Origin of the sequence: Nesterenkonia sp. LB17 (genome assembly GCF_022565915.1) — a bacterium.
Classification (GTDB): Bacteria; Actinomycetota; Actinomycetes; order Actinomycetales; family Micrococcaceae; genus Nesterenkonia.
The window spans coordinates 24,733-43,213 of the sequence record NZ_JAJOYX010000002.1; the positions used below are offsets into that span (position 1 = coordinate 24,733).

Sequence of the window (18,481 nt, forward strand, 5' to 3'; positions counted from 1 at the left end):
ATTGATCTATGAGTCTCGCTCAGAAGATCAGCCGCACTGTCGCCCCCTTTGAGGTCATCAGCCCCTTCAAGCCCTCGGGTGATCAGCCGAAGGCGATCGCCGAGCTGGTGGAGCGGATCGAGGGTGGCGAGAAGGACGTCGTGCTGATGGGCGCCACCGGCACCGGCAAGTCAGCCACAGCGGCCTGGCTGGTCGAGCAGGTGCAGCGGCCCACGCTGATCATGGTGCAGAACAAGACCCTGGCCGCGCAGCTGGCGAACGAGTTCCGCGAGCTGCTGCCGAACAACGCGGTGGAGTACTTCGTCTCCTACTACGACTACTACCAGCCCGAGGCCTATGTGCCGCAGACGGACACCTTCATCGAGAAGGACTCCTCGGTCAATGAGGAGGTCGAGCGGCTGCGCCACTCGGCCACCAATGCGCTGCTGACCCGGCGGGACGTGGTGGTGGTAGCCACCGTCTCCTGCATCTACGGCCTGGGCACGCCCGAGGAATACATCAAGCAGATGGTCGCGGTCGAGGTGGGGGAGAAGATCGAGCGCGATGAGCTGCTGCGCCGCTTCGTCGGGATGCAGTACGCCCGCAATGACACCGACTTCCACCGCGGCACCTTCCGGGTCCGCGGGGACACCGTAGAGATCATCCCGATGTATGAGGAGCTCGCGGTGCGCATCGAGTTCTTCGGCGACGAGATCGAATCCATCTCCACCCTGCACCCGCTCACTGGCACCGTAGTGCGCGAGGAAGAAGAGATGTACATCTTCCCGGCCAGCCACTACGTCGCCGGTGACGAACGGATGGCCAGCGCCATCACCCGGATCGAGGATGAGCTGCGCGACCGCCTGGCCGAGCTGGAGTCCCAGGACAAGCTGCTGGAGGCCCAGCGGCTGCGGATGCGCACCACCTATGACCTCGAGATGATGCAGCAGATGGGCTTCTGCAACGGCATCGAGAACTATTCCCGGCACATCGACGGGCGCGGACCCGGGTCTGCCTCGCACTGCCTGTTGGACTACTTCCCGGACGACTACCTGCTGATCGTCGACGAGTCCCATGCCACCATCCCGCAGATCGGCGGCATGTACGAAGGTGACATGTCGCGCAAGCGCACCCTGGTGGACCACGGGTTCCGGCTTCCCTCCGCCATGGACAATCGGCCGCTGAAGTGGGACGAGTTCCTCGAGCGCATCGGACAGACCGTGTACCTCTCCGCCACCCCTGGCCGCTACGAGCTGGACCAGGCCGATGGTGTGGTGGAGCAGATCATTCGTCCCACCGGTCTGGTGGACCCGCAGATCGTGATCAAGAAGACCAAGGGTCAGATCGATGACCTGCTGGGGGAGATCCGCACCCGGACCGCGAAGAACGAACGGGTGCTGGTCACCACGCTGACCAAGCGGATGGCCGAGGACCTCACCGAGTACATGCTGGAGAACGGCATCAAGGTGGAGTACCTGCACTCGGACGTGGACACGCTCAAGCGGATCGAGATCCTGCGGGACCTGCGCCGCGGCGTCCATGACGTGGTGGTCGGGATCAACCTGCTCCGTGAGGGCCTGGACCTTCCTGAGGTCTCGATGGTGGCGATCCTGGATGCGGATAAGGAAGGGTTCCTGCGCTCCACGACTTCGCTGATCCAGACCATCGGGCGTGCCGCCCGCAACGTCTCTGGCGAGGTGCACATGTACGCGGACCGGATCACCGATTCGATGCGCCGCGCGATCGATGAGACCGACCGCCGCCGGCAGCGCCAGATCGATTACAACACCGAGCACGGGATCGACCCCACCCCGCTGCAGAAGAAGATCGCTGACATCACCGACCAGCTGGCCCGCGAGGATGCCGACACCGCCGAGCTGCTGCAGGGAATGGGCGGCCTGGCCACCGGCTTCCAGTTCGGGAAGGGCCATCGCGGTTACACCAGTTTCGACAGCGAGGAGGGGGAGGACAGCACCGGGAAGAAGCGCTCCGGCAAGTCACTGGCGGCGCAGACCCCGGCCAAGGACCTCACCGACCTGATTGCCCAGCTCACCGCCCAGATGCATCACGCGGCTGAGGAGCTGAACTTTGAGGTGGCAGCTCGGCTCCGGGATGAGATCGGGGAGCTGAAGAAGGAGCTCCGGCAGATGCAGAACGCCGGCCACGATCAAATGTGACAGATCCGTGCTACGTCTCAGATCCTGAATTCATTCAATCAGAGTCTGAGTTTTTGCTGTGAATCCCTTATGCTGACGTAGGTCATATCAGTGGGACTTTGGGGGACAGCAGTACGTGGAATTGCGTGAATATTTAAGGATCCTCCATCGCGGATGGCTGATCATCGTGCTGGCGACCCTCGCCGGGATCGGTGCCGCGGCTACGTACTCGATGCTCCAGAGCCCCCAGTACGAGGCCGGGACCAGGGTGTATGTCTCCACAGACTCCGCGTCTACGGTGGCGGAGCTGGGCCAAGGCACCACCTACACTCAGCAGATCGTCGAGAGCTTCGTCCAGGTGACCACGACCCCCCGCGTGCTCCAGCCGGTGATCGATGACCTGGGGCTCCAGCAGACGCCGGCCGAACTTGCAGAATCTGTCGCCGTGTCCACTGACGCCAACACCGTGCTCATGCAGATCACCGCGACCGATGAAGACCCCACGCTGGCGGCGGAGATCGCGAACTCTGTGACGGAAAGCCTGATCGGCGTGGTCGGTGAGATCACGCCAGGCTCATCCGGTGACGACAGCCCGGTCACCGTGGAAGTGCTTCAAGAGGCCGTGGCGCCAGAATCCCCGGTCGCCCCTCGGATACCGCTCAACCTCGCTCTCGGCCTCCTCGTCGGGATGGCCCTTGGCGTGGGGATCGCGGTCCTCCGCGAGGTGCTGGACACCAAGATCCGCGGGGAGCATGACATCTCTGCGATCACTGACACTCCTGTTCTGGGAGGCATCACCTATGACCCCGAGGCACAGAAGCGTCCTCTGGTGGTTCAGGTCGACCCGAAGAGCCCCCGTGCCGAGTCCTTCCGAACCCTGCGCACAAACCTCCAGTTCCTGGAGGTGGGAGAGTCCAGGCGCAGCTTCGTCGTCACCTCGTCCATTCAGGGTGAGGGCAAGTCCACCACAGTCGCCAACCTCGCCATCACCATGCAGGAGGCGGGCCAAAGGGTCCTGGTGATCGACGCCGATCTCCGCCGACCCAGAGTTGCCGATTACTTCGGTCTCGAAGGCGCGGTGGGTCTGACCAACGTGCTGATCGGCAAGGTGGACCTCGCAGACGTCGTTCAGTACTGGGGTCCCCATGACCTTGCGGTGCTTCCCGCCGGAGACATCCCTCCGAACCCGAGTGAACTTCTCGGCTCGCCCAGCATGGACGCGCTGCTGCGTTTCGTGGAGGACCAGTTCGACGTCGTGCTGATTGATGCGCCGCCGCTTGCGGTCACAGATGCGGCAGTGCTCGCCACACGGGCAACCGGCGCCATCATGGTGGTCGCGGCGGGAAAGACCACCCGTCAGCGGTTCACGAGATCCATCAGCTCCCTGGAGAGCGTCGGAGCCAAACTCTTCGGTGTTGTTCCCACTATGCTTCCCACCAAGGGCCCCGACGCCTACGGCTATGGCCTCTACGGCTACGCGTATACCTATGAAGAAGATGGGAAGGCGTGAGCGATGTCGGATCCCTTCCGCGTTCTGGTGGTCTGTACCGGAAACATCTGCCGCTCCGCACAGGCCGAGCAGCTTATCCGCGCCAGGGTTGCCGAGAGCTTCCCGGAGCTTGAATCAGTGGTTTTGGTGGAAAGCGCCGGAACGGGAGCCATGGTCGGGTCCGGTATGCCCGCAGAGGCCGCGGCGCTCTCCGCGCGCCATGGTGGGGCCCCCGCGGACCACGCGGCGCGCCAGCTGACGGCCGAACACATGAGAGCAGCAGATCTCGTCCTAGCAATGGCGGCTAGGCATCGGAGCGCGGCGGTGCGACTGCTGCCTCGCGCGTCGCGAATCACCTTCATGCTCACCGAGTTCGCGGCGCTGCTGGAGAATGCGGACCAGAATCACCCTGCGCTGACGGCGGAGTTCTCCTCATTGGACGCAGCCGACAAACTGCGAAGCGCAGTGACGTGGGCATCAGCGCGCCGGGGCTTCTTGTCACTCGAGGATGGGGCTCCAGCAGACGTGGTGGACCCATACCGACGCTCAGATGAGGTCTACTCGGAATCAGCTCGCCAGATCGTCGAGGCGCTTGACCGCACCCAGCGAGCCGCGGTGAACCTGGCTCAGAGAGTCGGCGCATGAAAGGCACGACGGGAACCCCTAGCCGCAGGCGTGCTGTGGATGCCTCGAAAGATGCCGAACCGGATCCAATCGCCGACGCGATGCAGAACGCACCATGCCTTCTGTCAGCCGCGAGCGAAACCGCGGCCTGGCGCTCTGAAGGGGGCGCCTGCGATCGACGTGGATCCCTCGAGCTCACCATCGACGGAGGTGGGACTTGGGGTGCGGCATACTCCTCCGACGAGGGTTTGGGAGGCTCGCTTTGGGTGTCAGGAGTTGTCTGCTCCACCGTCCAGTCTGCGATTGCCTCCCGTGCGGACTGTAAGCCAGAGGGTGCCCGCACCTCTGACTCTGGAGCTTCCTGGACCCATGACGACCAAGTGGTATCCAACTCGGTGCTCGTGGCATTCGATGACGCGTCAGTCGAATGCCTTGCATGTGCACCCGCAGGACCCGGAGTTGCCACGGTGCTTGATCCCAGTGGAAACACCCTGTGGCTCTCGGTGAAGGACCAGGTAATGGTATGCGCTGACCTCGGGAGGAGTTTCAACTGATGAGCGCTGCAGAGGCCACAGACATGCACGCCACCTACACCGGCATTCAGGCTGTGACTAAGGGCCACTTGCCACGGCGAGTCTGGCAAAAGCGATACGCAACGCGGTTGCTCACCACCGACTTCATCGTCCTTGCCCTTGTCATCGGGGTTACCCAATTGTTCTGGCTCGGCTTCGACGACACAGCCAGCTTTGGATTTCCTACCAGCCCAGGTGGCGAATTCAGTGGAGAAGTCAGCTATGGCATCGTCTCCGGGGCAATACTGCTCCTCTGGATGGTTGTTCTGGTTTCCGTGGGCAGCGTTGACTCCCGTGTAATGGGCGTCGGGCACACTGAGTATCGGAAGATCACAGACAGCGGGGTCGGCCTCTTCGCCGCAATTGCCACGATTATGTTTCTATTAAAACTTGACGTAGCGCGTGGCTATCTCCTCCTCACCTTCGTTATAGGCACAGTGGGACTGCTGTTCGCTCGAATGGTGTGGCGCAAGTGGCTGAAAAACCATCGCACGCGGGGGGATTATTCGAATCAGGTGGTACTCGTCGGGTCACACTCGTCCATCCGCCACATCGCAGATGAGTTGGCGAAGCAGCCCTGGGCCGGTTACAACGTGGTGGGGGCCGCCCTCGCACAGAACCCTAGAGATAGTGGTGTCCTCGCCATCGGCAATGTCCCGGTTGTCAGTGATTTCGACGGCGTGCGCGAGGCTATGGACATCATAGGAGCGGACACCGCTGTTATCACGGGAGCAGATCACCTTCACCCGCAGAGGGTTAGAGAGCTCAGTTGGGAGCTCGAAAAGGGTGAGTATTCACTCGTTATGGCGCCCAGCCTCACGGACGTGAGCGGCCCCCGCATTCACAGTCGCCCCGTCGCAGGGTTGCCCCTTATGCACGTAGAAACACCGCGCTACACCGGTCTACGGGCGGCTATGAAACGCTCCTTCGACATCGTGGGATCCCTCCTGGTCATACTCCTCTTTGCGCTGCCCATGGCAATAGTCGCCATCATGGTCAAGGCCACATCGCCAGGCCCCGCCTTGTTCAAGCAGCAGCGCGTCGGCCTCGATGGAGCGGAATTCCGGATGTGGAAGTTCCGATCCATGCGCCGGGATGCAGAGCAGCTCCTGGCACAGCTGGACGCTGCAGATCGAATGGACCCAGGGAACATCATGTTCAAGATGAAAGATGACCCCCGCATCACTAAAGTCGGTCGCTTCATCCGTCGATACAGTATCGACGAGTTGCCCCAGGTGTTCAATGTGCTGACGGGCAGTATGTCCCTGGTGGGTCCAAGACCATCACTAGCGCGTGAGGTTGTTCAATACGAGCATCACGTCCACCGGAGGTTTCTGGTTAAGCCGGGGATCACGGGGCTCTGGCAGGTGAGTGGGAGGTCTAATCTTCCCTGGGATGAGGCCGTTAGATTGGATCTTTACTACGTGGAGAACTGGTCGATGACTGCTGACCTAGTCATTCTTTGGCGGACGGCCAATGTAGTCATCCGTGGGTCTGGTGCGTACTGAGGCGTTTCGCGCCAGGCCCGCGGTGAAGGTCCGCCGCTCAGTCACTGTCTGGTCTTCCCTTCAGCCAAACCACCAGAGTTCATGAACCAATGGGGGAACTTCCTCGAATTGCCCTTGACTCAGGGTTTGCCCGACCCGTGCGCCTGCCGCGCTCTATTCGGGTGGAGGACACATAGTCGATGATCCACGCCACTAATTAAGTTGGTCGATCCACGCCAGAAATATTTAAATCGATTATAAATTACTTCGATGCTAATTATTGAGAAACTAAATTTCTATTTATGATTTTTATCGACCCGATCACCTATCACTTGGGAGTCCCTGCAAGTTGCACCAGAAGAGAGAACGTAGTCCGAACTCACAGGCGATCATCCTCGCCGCGGCAACAGGATTGTCCCAACTTGCCGTGGCCGTCGTATACATTCTCGCGGCCCGGTGGTCTATGCCTTCGGACTATGGTCTTGTGGTGTCCGCAGTCGCCCTGGGCACGGTAGCGGCAGGAGTCTTCGACTTCGGGGCAAATTCGCTTTGGGTCCGAGAGCTCGCAAGCGGCCGGATGGGTCGACAAGAGGTAAGCAACCGGGCGGTGACGAAGCTACTTGCTTCCGCTACGATCGCTCCGCTCTCAGTAGTCATCCTGATTGCCCTGTTTCCAGGTTCTCCATTGTGGGTAGCAGCGCCTATAGCCTTTGCGGCGATACTAGCCTTCGTCCTGCAGGTCCCCGTTCGTGCGGCATCACTCAGCCATCTGGCTGCCATGGGCATCGTCATTGGTCGGTTCTCAGGGCTTCTACTACTGCTCGTGATGGTGGGCGCCGATGTTTCCCCCGTAGACGCACTCTGGCTTGCATTGGTGTTCGGTAGCATTACAGAGGCGACTATCCACTTCACAGTCACTCCTCGAGAGCGCCGATACAAGTTAAGTGGTTTCTCGATTCGGAATCCTTGGAAAGACTCCCGACACTACGGCGTCCACGGTGTTGCGATCAGCATGCAGAATCTCGACGTGCCAATCTTGACAGGGCTAGCTGGCCCGGCCGCCGGCGGGCTTTATGGGGCCGTCAACCGATGGACACAGCCCCTGGGGACCGCGGTAACCGCATACGCATCGGCCTCTATGCCGTTCGTGGCACGAGCGCGCCGATGGCAGGACGTGGCACCTCAGTTGAAATCCGGTCTATGGTTGCCTGCATCAGCCGCATTTACTTGCGTAGTAGTCGCGGCAGGTGCCCCTTGGATCGTGCCATTCATGCTCGGTGGGCAGTATGACAGCTCTTCAGACATATTGGTTGTACTATCGCTGGGAATGCTTCCTGTCATCGCGAACCAGCCTCTCGCGGTCTTCCTTCAGGCGCTCGGGAAAGATGCGCTAGTGGCCCGAGTCACCGCAGGAACCATTCTTGCGCGGCTCGCGTTTGTCGCCTTAGTGGCCGCTTCATGGGGGCCAATGGGCGCTGCCTTCGCGTTCGGGGGAAGTCAAGTGGTCATCTGCATCATGCTATCGACGGTGTTCACTCGGACGGTGCGTCGATGGCGCGACCAGGACGACCCCTAACGTGGCGGAATCGCTTCGATCAACCTTTGAGCGAAACCATGGGATTCTGGGGGGACGGGTTGCTCGCCCGGCGCTTGTGCAGCCTTTGCAAGAGCGTCTATAAGCGCAGGGCGCGTTAGTGGGACCCACGAAACAAGACTTGGAGCAAGACGCGCGTCCCTCCTTAGCGAAAGGGCTCCCGCCCCCACAACTCTCGTGCCGGCCGCAAAGGCTTTGCCCAAAATCCCACTTGGTCCCTCGTTAGAGTGCGCAAGAACAACGCAGTCCAACGCTGTGACTGCGGCGTCGAAGTCGTCGTCGGGCAACTGATCTGAGTCACGGAAGTAGCGCACGCGGGACGCTCTGAGAGTTTCCGTCCATGCTTCGATCGCATCTTCGTTCGGCGAAGCACGTCCAAGAAGAACTAGACCGAGCTTTGGGTCATCTAGAGCTGCGAGTGCAGAGGCGACGAGATCGATGTTTTTCCGTTCGCTAAGTGCACCAATAATTCCGAACCAATAGATTTCATCCGCGCCCATCTCACTTGACCAGCGGCGTCTCATCCGAGTTGCTCGGTCTCTGTCGAGCGAAAATGTCACCGGATCACGTACTTCATGGCGGCTTGTGTGGGCGGTAGCGGCACTCGCTAGTTTGAAAACTCTCACTCGCGCACGTGAACGTGTCGCTCCGCGAAGGACCGCTTTCGCTGCCGACTGAGCTGACCTAAGTACGGGATATTGAGATTGTCCTGAGGGGCGCATGACGAGCAAGGATGTCGGGCCCCGCCACGGCAGATCAGAAAGTGCCGCGCGAGGCAACCACTGATCACCATCAGGAAACAGCACGGGGCCGTCGAAGCCTGAAGGCAAGCCTGCATGAATCGACGATGTTGTCATGGACGAGAGTTCTACTATAAGAATCTGTGAGTCAAGATGAGAAAGGTGGAGTACGTATTCATCAGAATTCGTTATCCCCTTGGATGCAACGAGAATTGGCTGGACGCCAATACTCAACGCCTCTTCTGCCAGAAGCCGAATATAGCTGAGTCGGTGACCGCGGTAATCCTGCGCAACGATCGCAAGGGAGCGGGAGAAATGAACCACAAATACCAATCTATCGGTCGATTTTGATCAATGGCAAACGGCGTGAATTGAAGGCCCTCTCGGTGGCCCCGTGGTGCGAGAATCTAGGGGCCGCTGGTCTGGAGGGAGTCCCAAAAGAGAGGCTGAAGGCGACAAGTACAAACCAGGCGCCTACCTGCCATTGAGACGGCTGCGCGACGACAGCGGTGATCGTGAAGGCTAGCCAGATTACTGTTCCAGGAATAGATCGAAGGGCGATCGTAGCTGCGAATATGATTCCAGTAATCAAGCATGCCGCTAAGAGCGGATCATTTTCCATAGCAGTCATGATATTGATATTCGCGTATCCAGAATTTGACCCGATCCCTCTATCTGCAAGCGAGATACCAGAGTCGGCACCCTTCTGGGCGAAGACTGGAAGAATGAACACGGGTAAAAGTAATACACCAATCGCCATCACCAGGGCGACAGAAAGCAGAGATCGCCTGCGTATTCTCGTAAGTGTCAATCCGATGAGCAGCACGACGACTACGACCAGTATGGTGGCCGTCGACTGAGTCAACAGGCTTACCAGCGTGACGAGCACGAAAATTGCCCACCAGCTAGTTGCCCTTCTCAATACAAAAAGTGCTGCGAGCATGGGCAGTAGGTAGAACACCACGAGACCTGGCTCTCCAAGCAAGGGAGAACCTCGTCGTGTTTCCTCGAGGATCGGTGGACCAGAGGTGGCCAAGGTTATTGGGAAATATAATTCTAGATTGCGGGTTCCAAATTTCAACGTCGTCAACTGATTGCCGCTGAATCCGACAGCAAGTGTGACGAGGTAGGACGTGACGTAAAGGGCAAAAAGGATGATCAATCCCGTGGTGAGGTCCTTGAGGAACCGTCGTTGAGACGCGGATAATATCGCGACAATAGTTAGGATACCTTGGACAACTGCCAAAGAGGCTGCGTTTAGATAAATCAGTCCTACGGCGGGACAAACCATAGCGAGCACGGCGAAAATACGAAGTCCGACGCTTGGGCTTGCAGGCGCGTCTCGATAGGTCATTACTATCACGAGCAGACCGGCCGCGCCGACCAGAGCGAACATGCTGGACGATTCTCCAATGACTCCAGGTGGAATCAAGAAAAGGCAGAATGCAGAAGCGATACCGCGAAAGTATGCGATGTGGACTGTCCCCGCTAGAGCGAGCACGCCGATGAACGACAAAATGCCGGTCAAGGAACTGTCCGTGAACAGTGCAACCACACTCGCAACCGATGCGGCCACGAGTGCAGAAATTGCTACTGCCATCCGGGCTCCCCGATATCCGGCCTCATCAATCACTGGTATCTCTTCCAATACCTTCTGGCGACCGTGCGGTCCATAATCCACCTGATCACTCATAGAGACCTGTGCCGCGAGGAATCGTTAGGGGTGCTAGCGAGTGATCGCCGGTGAACACGGCGCCGGAGATCCGGAAATGTAAAAAGCACTGCTCCTACAGGAGTTTTCGCAATGACTACGAGGATCGTCCCGACCGTAAATGCCGCGATCACAGCTATAAAATAGGCAATCCAGGGATTTGTAACCCCAAGTCCCGCACACGCTAGAACAGTGATATAAATGACGGGCACGTGGCTCGTGTAGTAGACTATTGACTTCCTGCCAAGGAAAGATAATGCAGCCATAAATGGCATATCGCAGAAACGTTCTACGCGAATTGCCACGGCAATGATGACAAAAATACCCGCAATGACTCCTCCGATCCAGCCTGTCTCATACAAGATTCTCTCTCCAGAGACTGCTAGAGAGGAGACAATTATCATTGGGATGATTCCAAGAAATATCCATCGACTATGGAGTACGGCAATATTATTGACTGATCTCTTGGAGTACAACCATTCTCCTAGCATGAAGATGCCCCACAGGAAGAAGAATCTCTGGATGGTCTGAATGTCGGCTGGCACGGATGCAGCCAGCGTAAATGCTATGAGTATTAGCGGGAGTCTGGGGATGTTGATCGCCAGAAGCGAAATAAAATAGTAAACAAAAACAAAAATGAGATACCAAAGGTATGACCCATAAAGTTGATGATCAAATATTGAGTAAGAGCTTCCTATTGTCAAGAAGTAAACGAATGTCCAAATTGCATAAGGCCAAATTAGATTTCTTAACTTGCCTGCAGTAAAGTCTGCGAAAGACTTTCGTAAAGACATATTTACGATTACCCCAGAGAGAAATACAAGGAGAGGCATTCTATATGGGCCGAAAAAGCTATTAAATGCAGTCAGTGATTCGGGTGGATCGTAGCCAAATCTTAGTAGAGTATTCGAATGGAAGAGGATCACCATGAAGATGGCCGATCCACGCAAGTAGTCCATCCAGTGCAGCCGATCAGGCACTTCCAGTTGTCCCTTCAGTCCCCAATTTATTTCGAGTGCTATTCAATAGACGGAGATGCTCTGCTTGGATAGTGTCACTCATCCTATGGCCGATTGTCTGCGCAGGATTTCCGCCAACGATTTCGAATGATCCTACATCCCGCGTGACGACGGATCCAGCTGCGATTACCGCGCCGTCACCGACCGCAATTCCTGACAATAACACCGCACCATAGCCGATCCACACGTCGACGCCGATGTTGACTTCGTCTGAACTCGTTTTCTCGCGGTCCCCAACCCAGGTTGCATCAACGATGGCCGTGCCGAGCTCGTCTAAGGCGTGGTCGTTTCGCCCGACGATACCAACGTTGGCTGCAATTACGGTCTTATATCCGATTCGTCCTGCGACTTCAATGGTGCAATTTCGTCCGATCGCCACGCCATCCTCGATTGACAGTCCGTGGAGCGAACGAATTACGGTGCCGCTACCGACGCGAACATTACGTCCTACCGCAACTTCTCCTGAAGTTGCCAGTGTCAGCATGCCTTTGCCAACTAGTCGTCGCAACGTGGCGCCGCCAGGTAGCTTCTTTAGTCTGCCTCGCTCGTCACTCATTGGTCCTCCTCCTGTTGCTTACCTATGATTGCGGCGAGGAAACCTGAAGCCATGGCCGTGGATGAGTATTGGCCACGCGCGGTTTCCATCACGCGCTCAGGCTCCCACCTCAATCGACCTTCGAATACCTCAACAAGTCTTGCTGCGAGCGCCTCAGCACTGCCTGCTGCGAAGTAGGCACCGGTTTCTGGCGAGAGAAGCTCAATTTCCGGTGCGTGCGGCTCATCGTCCGCAACCAACATTGGTACGCCGAACCCCAGGCTCTGGGTTAGGCTCAGGCCTGCATATCCGGGTGAGACGGATATCATGGTCTCGGCGTATATTTGCTTCAGTGCGCAGTAGTCACCGATGTGGCCAAGCAGCTCGACTTGATCAGAGGCGCCTAGGTGTTCAACGCGTTCCTCGAGCGTGCTGGAGAGAGATCCCGATCCGACAAGAGTTAGCTTGACCCCGTCGGGCAACTTCGAGATAGCGCGCAGGTAGGCATCGACTAAAAGTTCCGGTCGTTTGGCAGTTTCAAGGCGACCGACGTAAAGAATGCGATATCTGTTGGAAGACGGATTATATACCAGCTTATCGGAGGGGTATAGTCCATTTGCGGCGACCCAAACAGGTGATTTCTGTTGCTCCGCATTGACCTGCTCTGCGTCTGTCCACGTATAGGTGACCACTCCACTCGACAGTCGTCGCATAAAGCGCCTCAGCGGCGCCGTCCGGGAGTCACGCCCTGCACGCGGGTTCACGTGACCCCATACGAGAGTGCGTCGTCGAGTCAATCGCCTCGTCCCGACAATGAGCCAAGCGGTGATTGAACGGGGGTTGAGGTCTACGATCGCAACATCCGCCCTTATTCCTGCAAACACAGTGCCAGGTTGCCAAAGCATGCGCCGCCCAAAAAGGTGTACGTTCGACACGTATGTCACGCCAGGGTGCCATGAGCTGCGCACGCTAGCATCGGCATGTGAATCGCCAGCGATGAACCTCAATTTTACTGCGCTCGTGGAGGTGAGCTTCGTGAGCTCTTCAATGAAACTCCTGCGGTACTCAGGAAGAACGGCGAGTATAGCCACCGCATCGAGTGTATGCCTATCGTTGGGTGCTCGATTCGCCTGTGATGGATCGATCACGGGCACATCGGTGCCACTTGGAGATTCGCGCGCCACTGGTTCATCCATTCTGGTTTACGTGAGGAGATGCACTAGATTCTAGCCCGATGACTACTCCACTCAGAATCAGTGTCCTCGGCCTAAACTACGTTCCTGAGCACACGGGCATTGCCCCCTACACGAGCGGTCTCGCGATGGGGCTCACCCAGAGAGACTTCAGCGTCCACACATTCGCGGCCCATCCGCACTATCCCGACTGGGCAGTCAGCGAGGGGTATGGCGCGTGGACTTCGCATGAACAACTACGTGGCGTGCCGCTCACTCGTTTCCGCCATTACGTTCCATCTGACCCCAGAGGGGTTCGTCGGCTCGCCTCCGAGATCACATTTGGATTGCGGCTGCTGTTCGCAAGCTTCGATCGCCCTGATGTAATCCTTGCGGTCTCACCCTCGCTCTTCTCAACCGCGATTGCCGCTATGGGGATACGGCGGGGGACCCCATTTGTAGTGTGGGTTCAGGATATCTATTCCTTGGGAGTTAAGGAGACTGGCGGTAGCCGAGCTGTCGCGAGCATTGTTGAGAAGGTCGAGTCGTGGCTACTTCGCCGAGCCGATCGCGTCGTCGTGATCCACGAGCGTTTTGCCGACTATCTGTGTGCTTCGCTCGGTGTGCCCCGCGAGCGAATCGAAGTCATTCGCAATTGGACTCACTTGCGGGAGAGCGCCCTCCCTGATCGTGCCGCGACCCGTGCACAGTTCGGTTGGAGCAGCGATGAGACTGTAGTGCTTCACGCGGGAAACATGGGCGTCAAACAGGGACTTGAGAATGTGATCGACGCCGCGCGTATTGCGGATGAGCGAGCGGCGCGGGTCCGATTCGTGCTGATGGGCAACGGCAGCGAGCGCGATAGTCTTGCGGCTCTCGCTATGAATGTAAAACGAGTGGAGATAATACCCTCTCAGGAGGATGAGTTGTTCGCCGCGATGCTCGACGCGGCTGATGTTCTACTTGTGAACGAGAAGCCCGGGGTTTCCGGCATGGCTGTTCCTAGCAAGTTGACATCGTACTTCTCAGCAGCCAGGCCAGTGCTTGCGGCGACCGATCTTGGGGGTACCACCGCCAGCGAATTGAACGCGGCAAGTGCCGGCGTCATAGTGAATGCGGGCGAGCCAGAAGCCCTCTTCGAAGCTGCTATGGAGCTCGCAAGCGACGTCGAGAGGCGTCATCACCTCGGTCGAAACGGTCGACTGTACCGAGAGACCGTACTCACCGCCGAGACAGCCATTGAGAAGTTTGCAACGCTACTGACTAGATTGAGTAATGCCGGAGCGCGCCGCGGCAAGTCGAGTCTGAAGTATCCTGTAGGTAGAGCATCTTAAAGCCTAATTGTTATCAATTATCTGTAGCCTAGAGCGGAGCATTCGTGACGAAACGTGCACTTATCACCGGCATCACCGGTCAAGACGGTTCTTATCTCGCTGAGCTGCTGCTTGCCAAGGGGTACGAGGTGCACGGCATCATTCGCCGTGCGTCAACGTTTAATACCAGCCGTATAGACCACCTCTACGTCGACCCGCACGACCCCTCGGCGAAGCTGTTCCTGCACTATGGCGACTTGAGCGACGGTGCGCGCCTCGTCACGCTGATGAGTCAGATCAATCCGGACGAGGTCTATAACCTCGCCGCGCAGTCGCACGTTCGTGTGTCATTCGATGAGCCCGAGCACACGGCCGACACTACGGGCACGGGCACGATTCGTCTGCTCGAGGCTGTGCGTCTGTCCGGTGTAGAGACCCGCTTCTACCAGGCGTCGTCATCGGAGCTTTACGGGGCCACCCCGCCACCGCAGAGCGAGACCACGCCGTTCTACCCGCGTTCCCCTTACGCTGCTGCCAAGCTCTACTCGTACTGGATCACCAAGAACTACCGCGAGGCCTACGGAATGTTCGCCGTCAACGGCATCCTGTTCAACCACGAGTCGCCTCGCCGCGGTGAGACATTCGTCACCCGCAAGATCACCCGTGCCGTCGCACGCATCAAGGCCGGCGTGCAGAAGGACCTCTACCTGGGAAACCTAATGTCGGTACGCGACTGGGGTTACGCGGCGGAGTACGTGGAGGGCATGTGGCGCATGCTGCAGGTAGATACTCCCGACGATTACGTGCTTGCCACCGGCGTGGGCTACACCATCAAGGACTTCCTGGAGACCTCGTTCACTCATGCAGGCCTCAACTGGCAGGACTATGTGAAGTTCGACGAACGCTACCTGCGGCCGACTGAGGTTGACGCGCTCGTCGGTGACCCTTCCAAGGCTAATTCCGAACTTGGCTGGACTGCCAAGGTCGATGGGCTTGATCTCGCCAAACTCATGGTGGATGCCGATATGGAAGCTCTCGAATCTGAGGGGCGTCCGTGGATCGACAAAGTGAATCTGCCTTCATGGAGCACGGAGGAAGTCGTACGATGACCGCGGGTGACGACCTCGCTTTCAACCCCGGGCCGCTCGACCGCGACGCTGCCTTCTACGTCGCGGGACATCGCGGCCTTGTGGGCTCCGCCATCTGGCGGCGCCTCGAGTCTGGCGGGTTCACGAACCTCATCGGCAGGCCCTCCGCTGAACTCGACCTCAAGGATCGCGAAGCCGTATTTGACTTCTTCCGCGAGACCAAGCCGAAGTACGTAGTGCTCGCTGCCGCGAAGGTCGGGGGTATCCTCGCGAACAGCACCTACCCGGTCGACTTCCTGAGTGAGAACATCCGTATCCAGTCGAATGTTATGGACGCCGCCCTGGAGACGAATGTGGAGCGGTTGCTGTTCCTGGGATCGAGCTGCATCTACCCGAAGTTCGCCGACCAGCCCATCCGCGAAGATTCGTTGCTCACCGGACACCTCGAGCCGACCAACGACTCCTACGCGATCGCAAAAATCGCTGGCATCCTGAACGTGCAGGCCGTGCGGCGCCAGTATGGACTTCCGTGGATCTCGGCGATGCCGACTAACCTCTACGGGCCGAACGACAACTTCAGCCCCAAAGGCTCACACGTCCTGCCGGCACTGATCCGCCGGTACGACGAGGCTGCTCGCTCCGGCGACTCCACGGTCACGAACTGGGGAACAGGCACACCCCGGCGTGAATTCCTGCATTCAGACGATATGGCCGACGCCTGCCTTCACCTGCTGGAACACTACGACGGACCAGAACAGGTCAACGTGGGCACCGGTAGTGACGTGACCATCCGCGAGATCGCCGAGACGATCGCCTCAGTAGTGGGCTACCAGGGCGAGACGCAGTGGGACACTTCCAAGCCTGACGGGACGCATCAGAAGCTCCTCGACGTCTCCAAGCTCAGTGACGCCGGTTGGACGGCCAAGATCAGCCTTGCAGAAGGCCTTGAGCGCACCGTGAAGTGGTATCGCGAGCACGTGGACAGCGTTCGACAGTGACGGACGCTGACCCGCACCGCGGATAACCGTGGTGCGGGTCAGTGCGGTTCGAGGCTTGAGAGTAAATCTCGGCATCCGGGCCACAGCGGATGGGGGAGCTCTGCAGGTCCGAACCAATTGAAGTCGAGCGCCTCATTGCGTGGGTTCGGGTCTCCATCCAGCTCGACGGTGTAGGACAGTCCCACCGAGTGTTTGCGTGGGTCCACGCCGTGCGCAAGCTGCTGGGCTGACTCGGGCGTATCCTCGGGCGGGAACCACTGGTACACGTGGCTGGGCTGTGGGTCGGCACCTAGAATAATGTCCGTGTTCAGGGTGTCGCGGCAATGCCGTTGCAGCGCAGCGGCGATGGTTTCTCCGCGGGAGATGCGCCCGCCCAGGTGGCACCAGACTCGCCCGAACGGTGAATCCCGGAGTATCAGCCCAATCTCAGTCATGCCCTCGACCTGTCGCACAGGGATGAAGTCCACGCAGATGAGGGGAACAGACTGCTCGACCTGGGCATATAGCTCGTCCGGTAGGAATTTCACGACATAAGTCTAGGTGCAGCCCTGCGCTTAGGGGCACGCCTCAACGGTCAGCCCGTGTTCACCAGAGACAGCTCTCCAGCGAATCCGGGGCGCTTGATCCGGTTCGCTGACCCGGCGGTGTATCATCATCCAAGCGTGGGGGAGTATCCCTAACACTGTGGTCGTCAGCACGCGGGGCATCGTCGCCTCGCCGGACACAGAGGCCTGGATTCAGGCGGAGAGACTCGCGAGGACATCGCTGTACCCTTCTTCGCGAAAGGCTCCTTCATGGAGATCTCCCCACTGGTCTGGACCGTCACGCTTGCGCTGATCGTCGGCCTGCTGCTCTTCGACTTCGTCTTCCACGTGCGCAAGGCGCACACCCCCACCATCAAAGAGGCCGCCCTCTGGTCTTCCTTCTACGTGGGCGTCGCGCTGCTGTTCGGCCTGGGCTTCTTCGTCCTGGGCCACCCGGAGATGGCCACCGAGTACTACGCCGGCTACGTCACCGAGAAGGCGCTTTCGGTGGACAACCTCTTCGTCTTCCTTGTCATCATCGGCAGCTTCAACGTCCCCCGGGAGTACCAGCAGAAGGTGCTGCTCTTCGGCATCGTCTTCGCGCTGATCGCGCGCAGCGGGTTCATCTTCATCGGCGCCGGGTTGATCAACCTCTGGAGCGACGTCTTCTACCTCTTCGGCATCATCCTGCTGATGACCGCCGGGCAGCTGCTGAAGAAGGAGCTCGCCGGGGACACCGGGGGAGACGAGGCGGACAACTTCTTCATCCGGTTCGCACGCCGGCACCTGAACACCACCGAGGAATACCACGGGGACAAGATCACCACGCGGGTCAACGGCAAGCGGATGTTCACTCCGATGCTGCTGGTGATGCTCGCCATCGGTGGCACCGACCTGCTCTTCGCCGTGGACTCGATCCCGGCCATCTACGGGCTCACCCAGGAGCCGTTCATCGTCTTCGCCGCCACCGCCTTCTCGCTGATGGGTCTGCGGCAGCTGTACTTCCTCATCGACGGTTTGCTGGACCGGCTCATCTACCTCTCCTACGGCCTGGCCCTGATCCTGGGCTTCATCGGCGTGAAGCTGATGATCCACGCCCTGCACGAGAACAACCTCTTCTTCATCAACAACGGCGAAGACGTCTCGGTGGTCGAGATCGAAACCGGCCTGTCGCTGCTGGTCATCGTGGGTGTCCTGATCATCACGGTGACCACCTCGCTGCTCGCACCGAAGGGCCGGGCGCTTCGCGCCATCCAGAACGCCGAGAAGTACTCTCAGCGCTACGTGGATCTCCGAGAAATGGCGCCCGCGGACCGAGAGTTCAATCTGATCCAGACAGCCCAGAAGTACGACTACTGGGCCACCAAGGTGGCGAAGGTGCCCGAGAAGTACCAGGAAGACCTGATCGAACATCGCGGCCAGTACCTAGCGCTCCTGGAGAAGGCTCGAGGCCTGCGCAGCGGCGTGCGCTGACTCCAGT

General features: G+C 58.8%; 13 protein-coding genes. 8 read left to right on the forward strand and 5 right to left on the reverse strand.

What is annotated here, in order from left to right; all coding sequences use genetic code 11:
- Positions 1–8: 8 nt before the first annotated feature.
- From uvrB to LTH96_RS03975, 4 genes are all read left to right on the forward strand, one after another.
- Positions 9–2,156: an excinuclease ABC subunit UvrB gene (gene uvrB / locus LTH96_RS03960; protein WP_241464470.1), complete on the forward strand. Its 2,148-nt coding sequence runs from the start codon at positions 9–11 to the stop codon at positions 2,154–2,156.
- Positions 2,157–2,271: 115 nt separating this feature from the next.
- Positions 2,272–3,645 (forward strand): polysaccharide biosynthesis tyrosine autokinase, encoded by a 1,374-nt coding sequence (locus tag LTH96_RS03965; RefSeq protein ID WP_241464471.1) that lies wholly within the window; start codon positions 2,272–2,274, stop codon positions 3,643–3,645.
- A gap of 3 nt (positions 3,646–3,648) precedes the next feature.
- Positions 3,649–4,269, forward strand: coding sequence for a low molecular weight phosphatase family protein (locus LTH96_RS03970; protein WP_241464472.1), 621 nt, complete (start codon positions 3,649–3,651; stop codon positions 4,267–4,269).
- 532 nt (positions 4,270–4,801) lie between these two features.
- Positions 4,802–6,328: a sugar transferase gene (locus LTH96_RS03975; RefSeq protein ID WP_241464473.1), complete on the forward strand. Its 1,527-nt coding sequence runs from the start codon at positions 4,802–4,804 to the stop codon at positions 6,326–6,328.
- Positions 6,329–8,975: 2,647 nt separating this feature from the next.
- Here the strand turns inward: LTH96_RS03975 and LTH96_RS03980 are convergent.
- The 4 genes from LTH96_RS03980 to LTH96_RS13200 are packed head-to-tail and all read right to left on the reverse strand — an operon-like array spanning position 8,976 to position 12,997.
- A complete protein-coding gene (locus LTH96_RS03980; RefSeq protein WP_241464474.1) occupies positions 8,976–10,334 on the reverse strand; it encodes a hypothetical protein in 1,359 nt (452 codons plus the stop codon).
- The gene (locus LTH96_RS03985) at positions 10,331–11,311 is read right to left on the reverse strand and encodes an acyltransferase family protein (protein WP_255727992.1); all 981 of its coding nucleotides are present in this window, start codon (positions 11,309–11,311) and stop codon (positions 10,331–10,333) included. Before LTH96_RS03985 ends, LTH96_RS03980 begins: the two co-directional genes overlap by 4 nt.
- A gap of 13 nt (positions 11,312–11,324) precedes the next feature.
- Complete coding sequence (locus tag LTH96_RS03990; RefSeq protein WP_241464476.1) at positions 11,325–11,927, reverse strand: DapH/DapD/GlmU-related protein; 603 nt, start codon at positions 11,925–11,927, stop codon at positions 11,325–11,327.
- Complete coding sequence (locus LTH96_RS13200; RefSeq protein WP_241464477.1) at positions 11,924–12,997, reverse strand: glycosyltransferase; 1,074 nt, start codon at positions 12,995–12,997, stop codon at positions 11,924–11,926. Before LTH96_RS13200 ends, LTH96_RS03990 begins: the two co-directional genes overlap by 4 nt.
- A gap of 143 nt (positions 12,998–13,140) precedes the next feature.
- Here LTH96_RS13200 and LTH96_RS04000 point away from each other — a divergent pair, with 143 nt between their 5' ends.
- Genes LTH96_RS04000 through LTH96_RS04010 form a run of 3 tightly spaced genes read left to right on the forward strand, consistent with a single transcriptional unit; the run spans position 13,141 to position 16,477 of the window.
- A complete protein-coding gene (locus tag LTH96_RS04000; protein ID WP_241464478.1) occupies positions 13,141–14,412 on the forward strand; it encodes a glycosyltransferase family 4 protein in 1,272 nt (423 codons plus the stop codon).
- A 44-nt stretch (positions 14,413–14,456) separates the two neighbouring features.
- Entirely contained in the window at positions 14,457–15,500 is a 1,044-nt protein-coding gene (gmd, locus tag LTH96_RS04005) for a GDP-mannose 4,6-dehydratase (RefSeq protein WP_241464479.1), read from the forward strand.
- Complete coding sequence (locus LTH96_RS04010; protein WP_241464480.1) at positions 15,497–16,477, forward strand: GDP-L-fucose synthase; 981 nt, start codon at positions 15,497–15,499, stop codon at positions 16,475–16,477. The genes gmd and LTH96_RS04010 overlap by 4 nt, the downstream gene beginning before the upstream one ends.
- 38 nt (positions 16,478–16,515) lie before the next feature.
- Here LTH96_RS04010 and LTH96_RS04015 read toward each other — a convergent pair whose 3' ends face one another.
- A complete protein-coding gene (locus LTH96_RS04015) occupies positions 16,516–17,004 on the reverse strand; it encodes a DUF4916 domain-containing protein (protein ID WP_241464481.1) in 489 nt (162 codons plus the stop codon).
- A gap of 267 nt (positions 17,005–17,271) precedes the next feature.
- On the opposite strand from LTH96_RS04015, the gene LTH96_RS04020 reads away from it, so the two are divergent.
- Positions 17,272–18,474: a TerC family protein gene (locus LTH96_RS04020; RefSeq protein ID WP_241464482.1), complete on the forward strand. Its 1,203-nt coding sequence runs from the start codon at positions 17,272–17,274 to the stop codon at positions 18,472–18,474.
- The last annotated feature ends 7 nt before the right edge of the window (positions 18,475–18,481 follow it).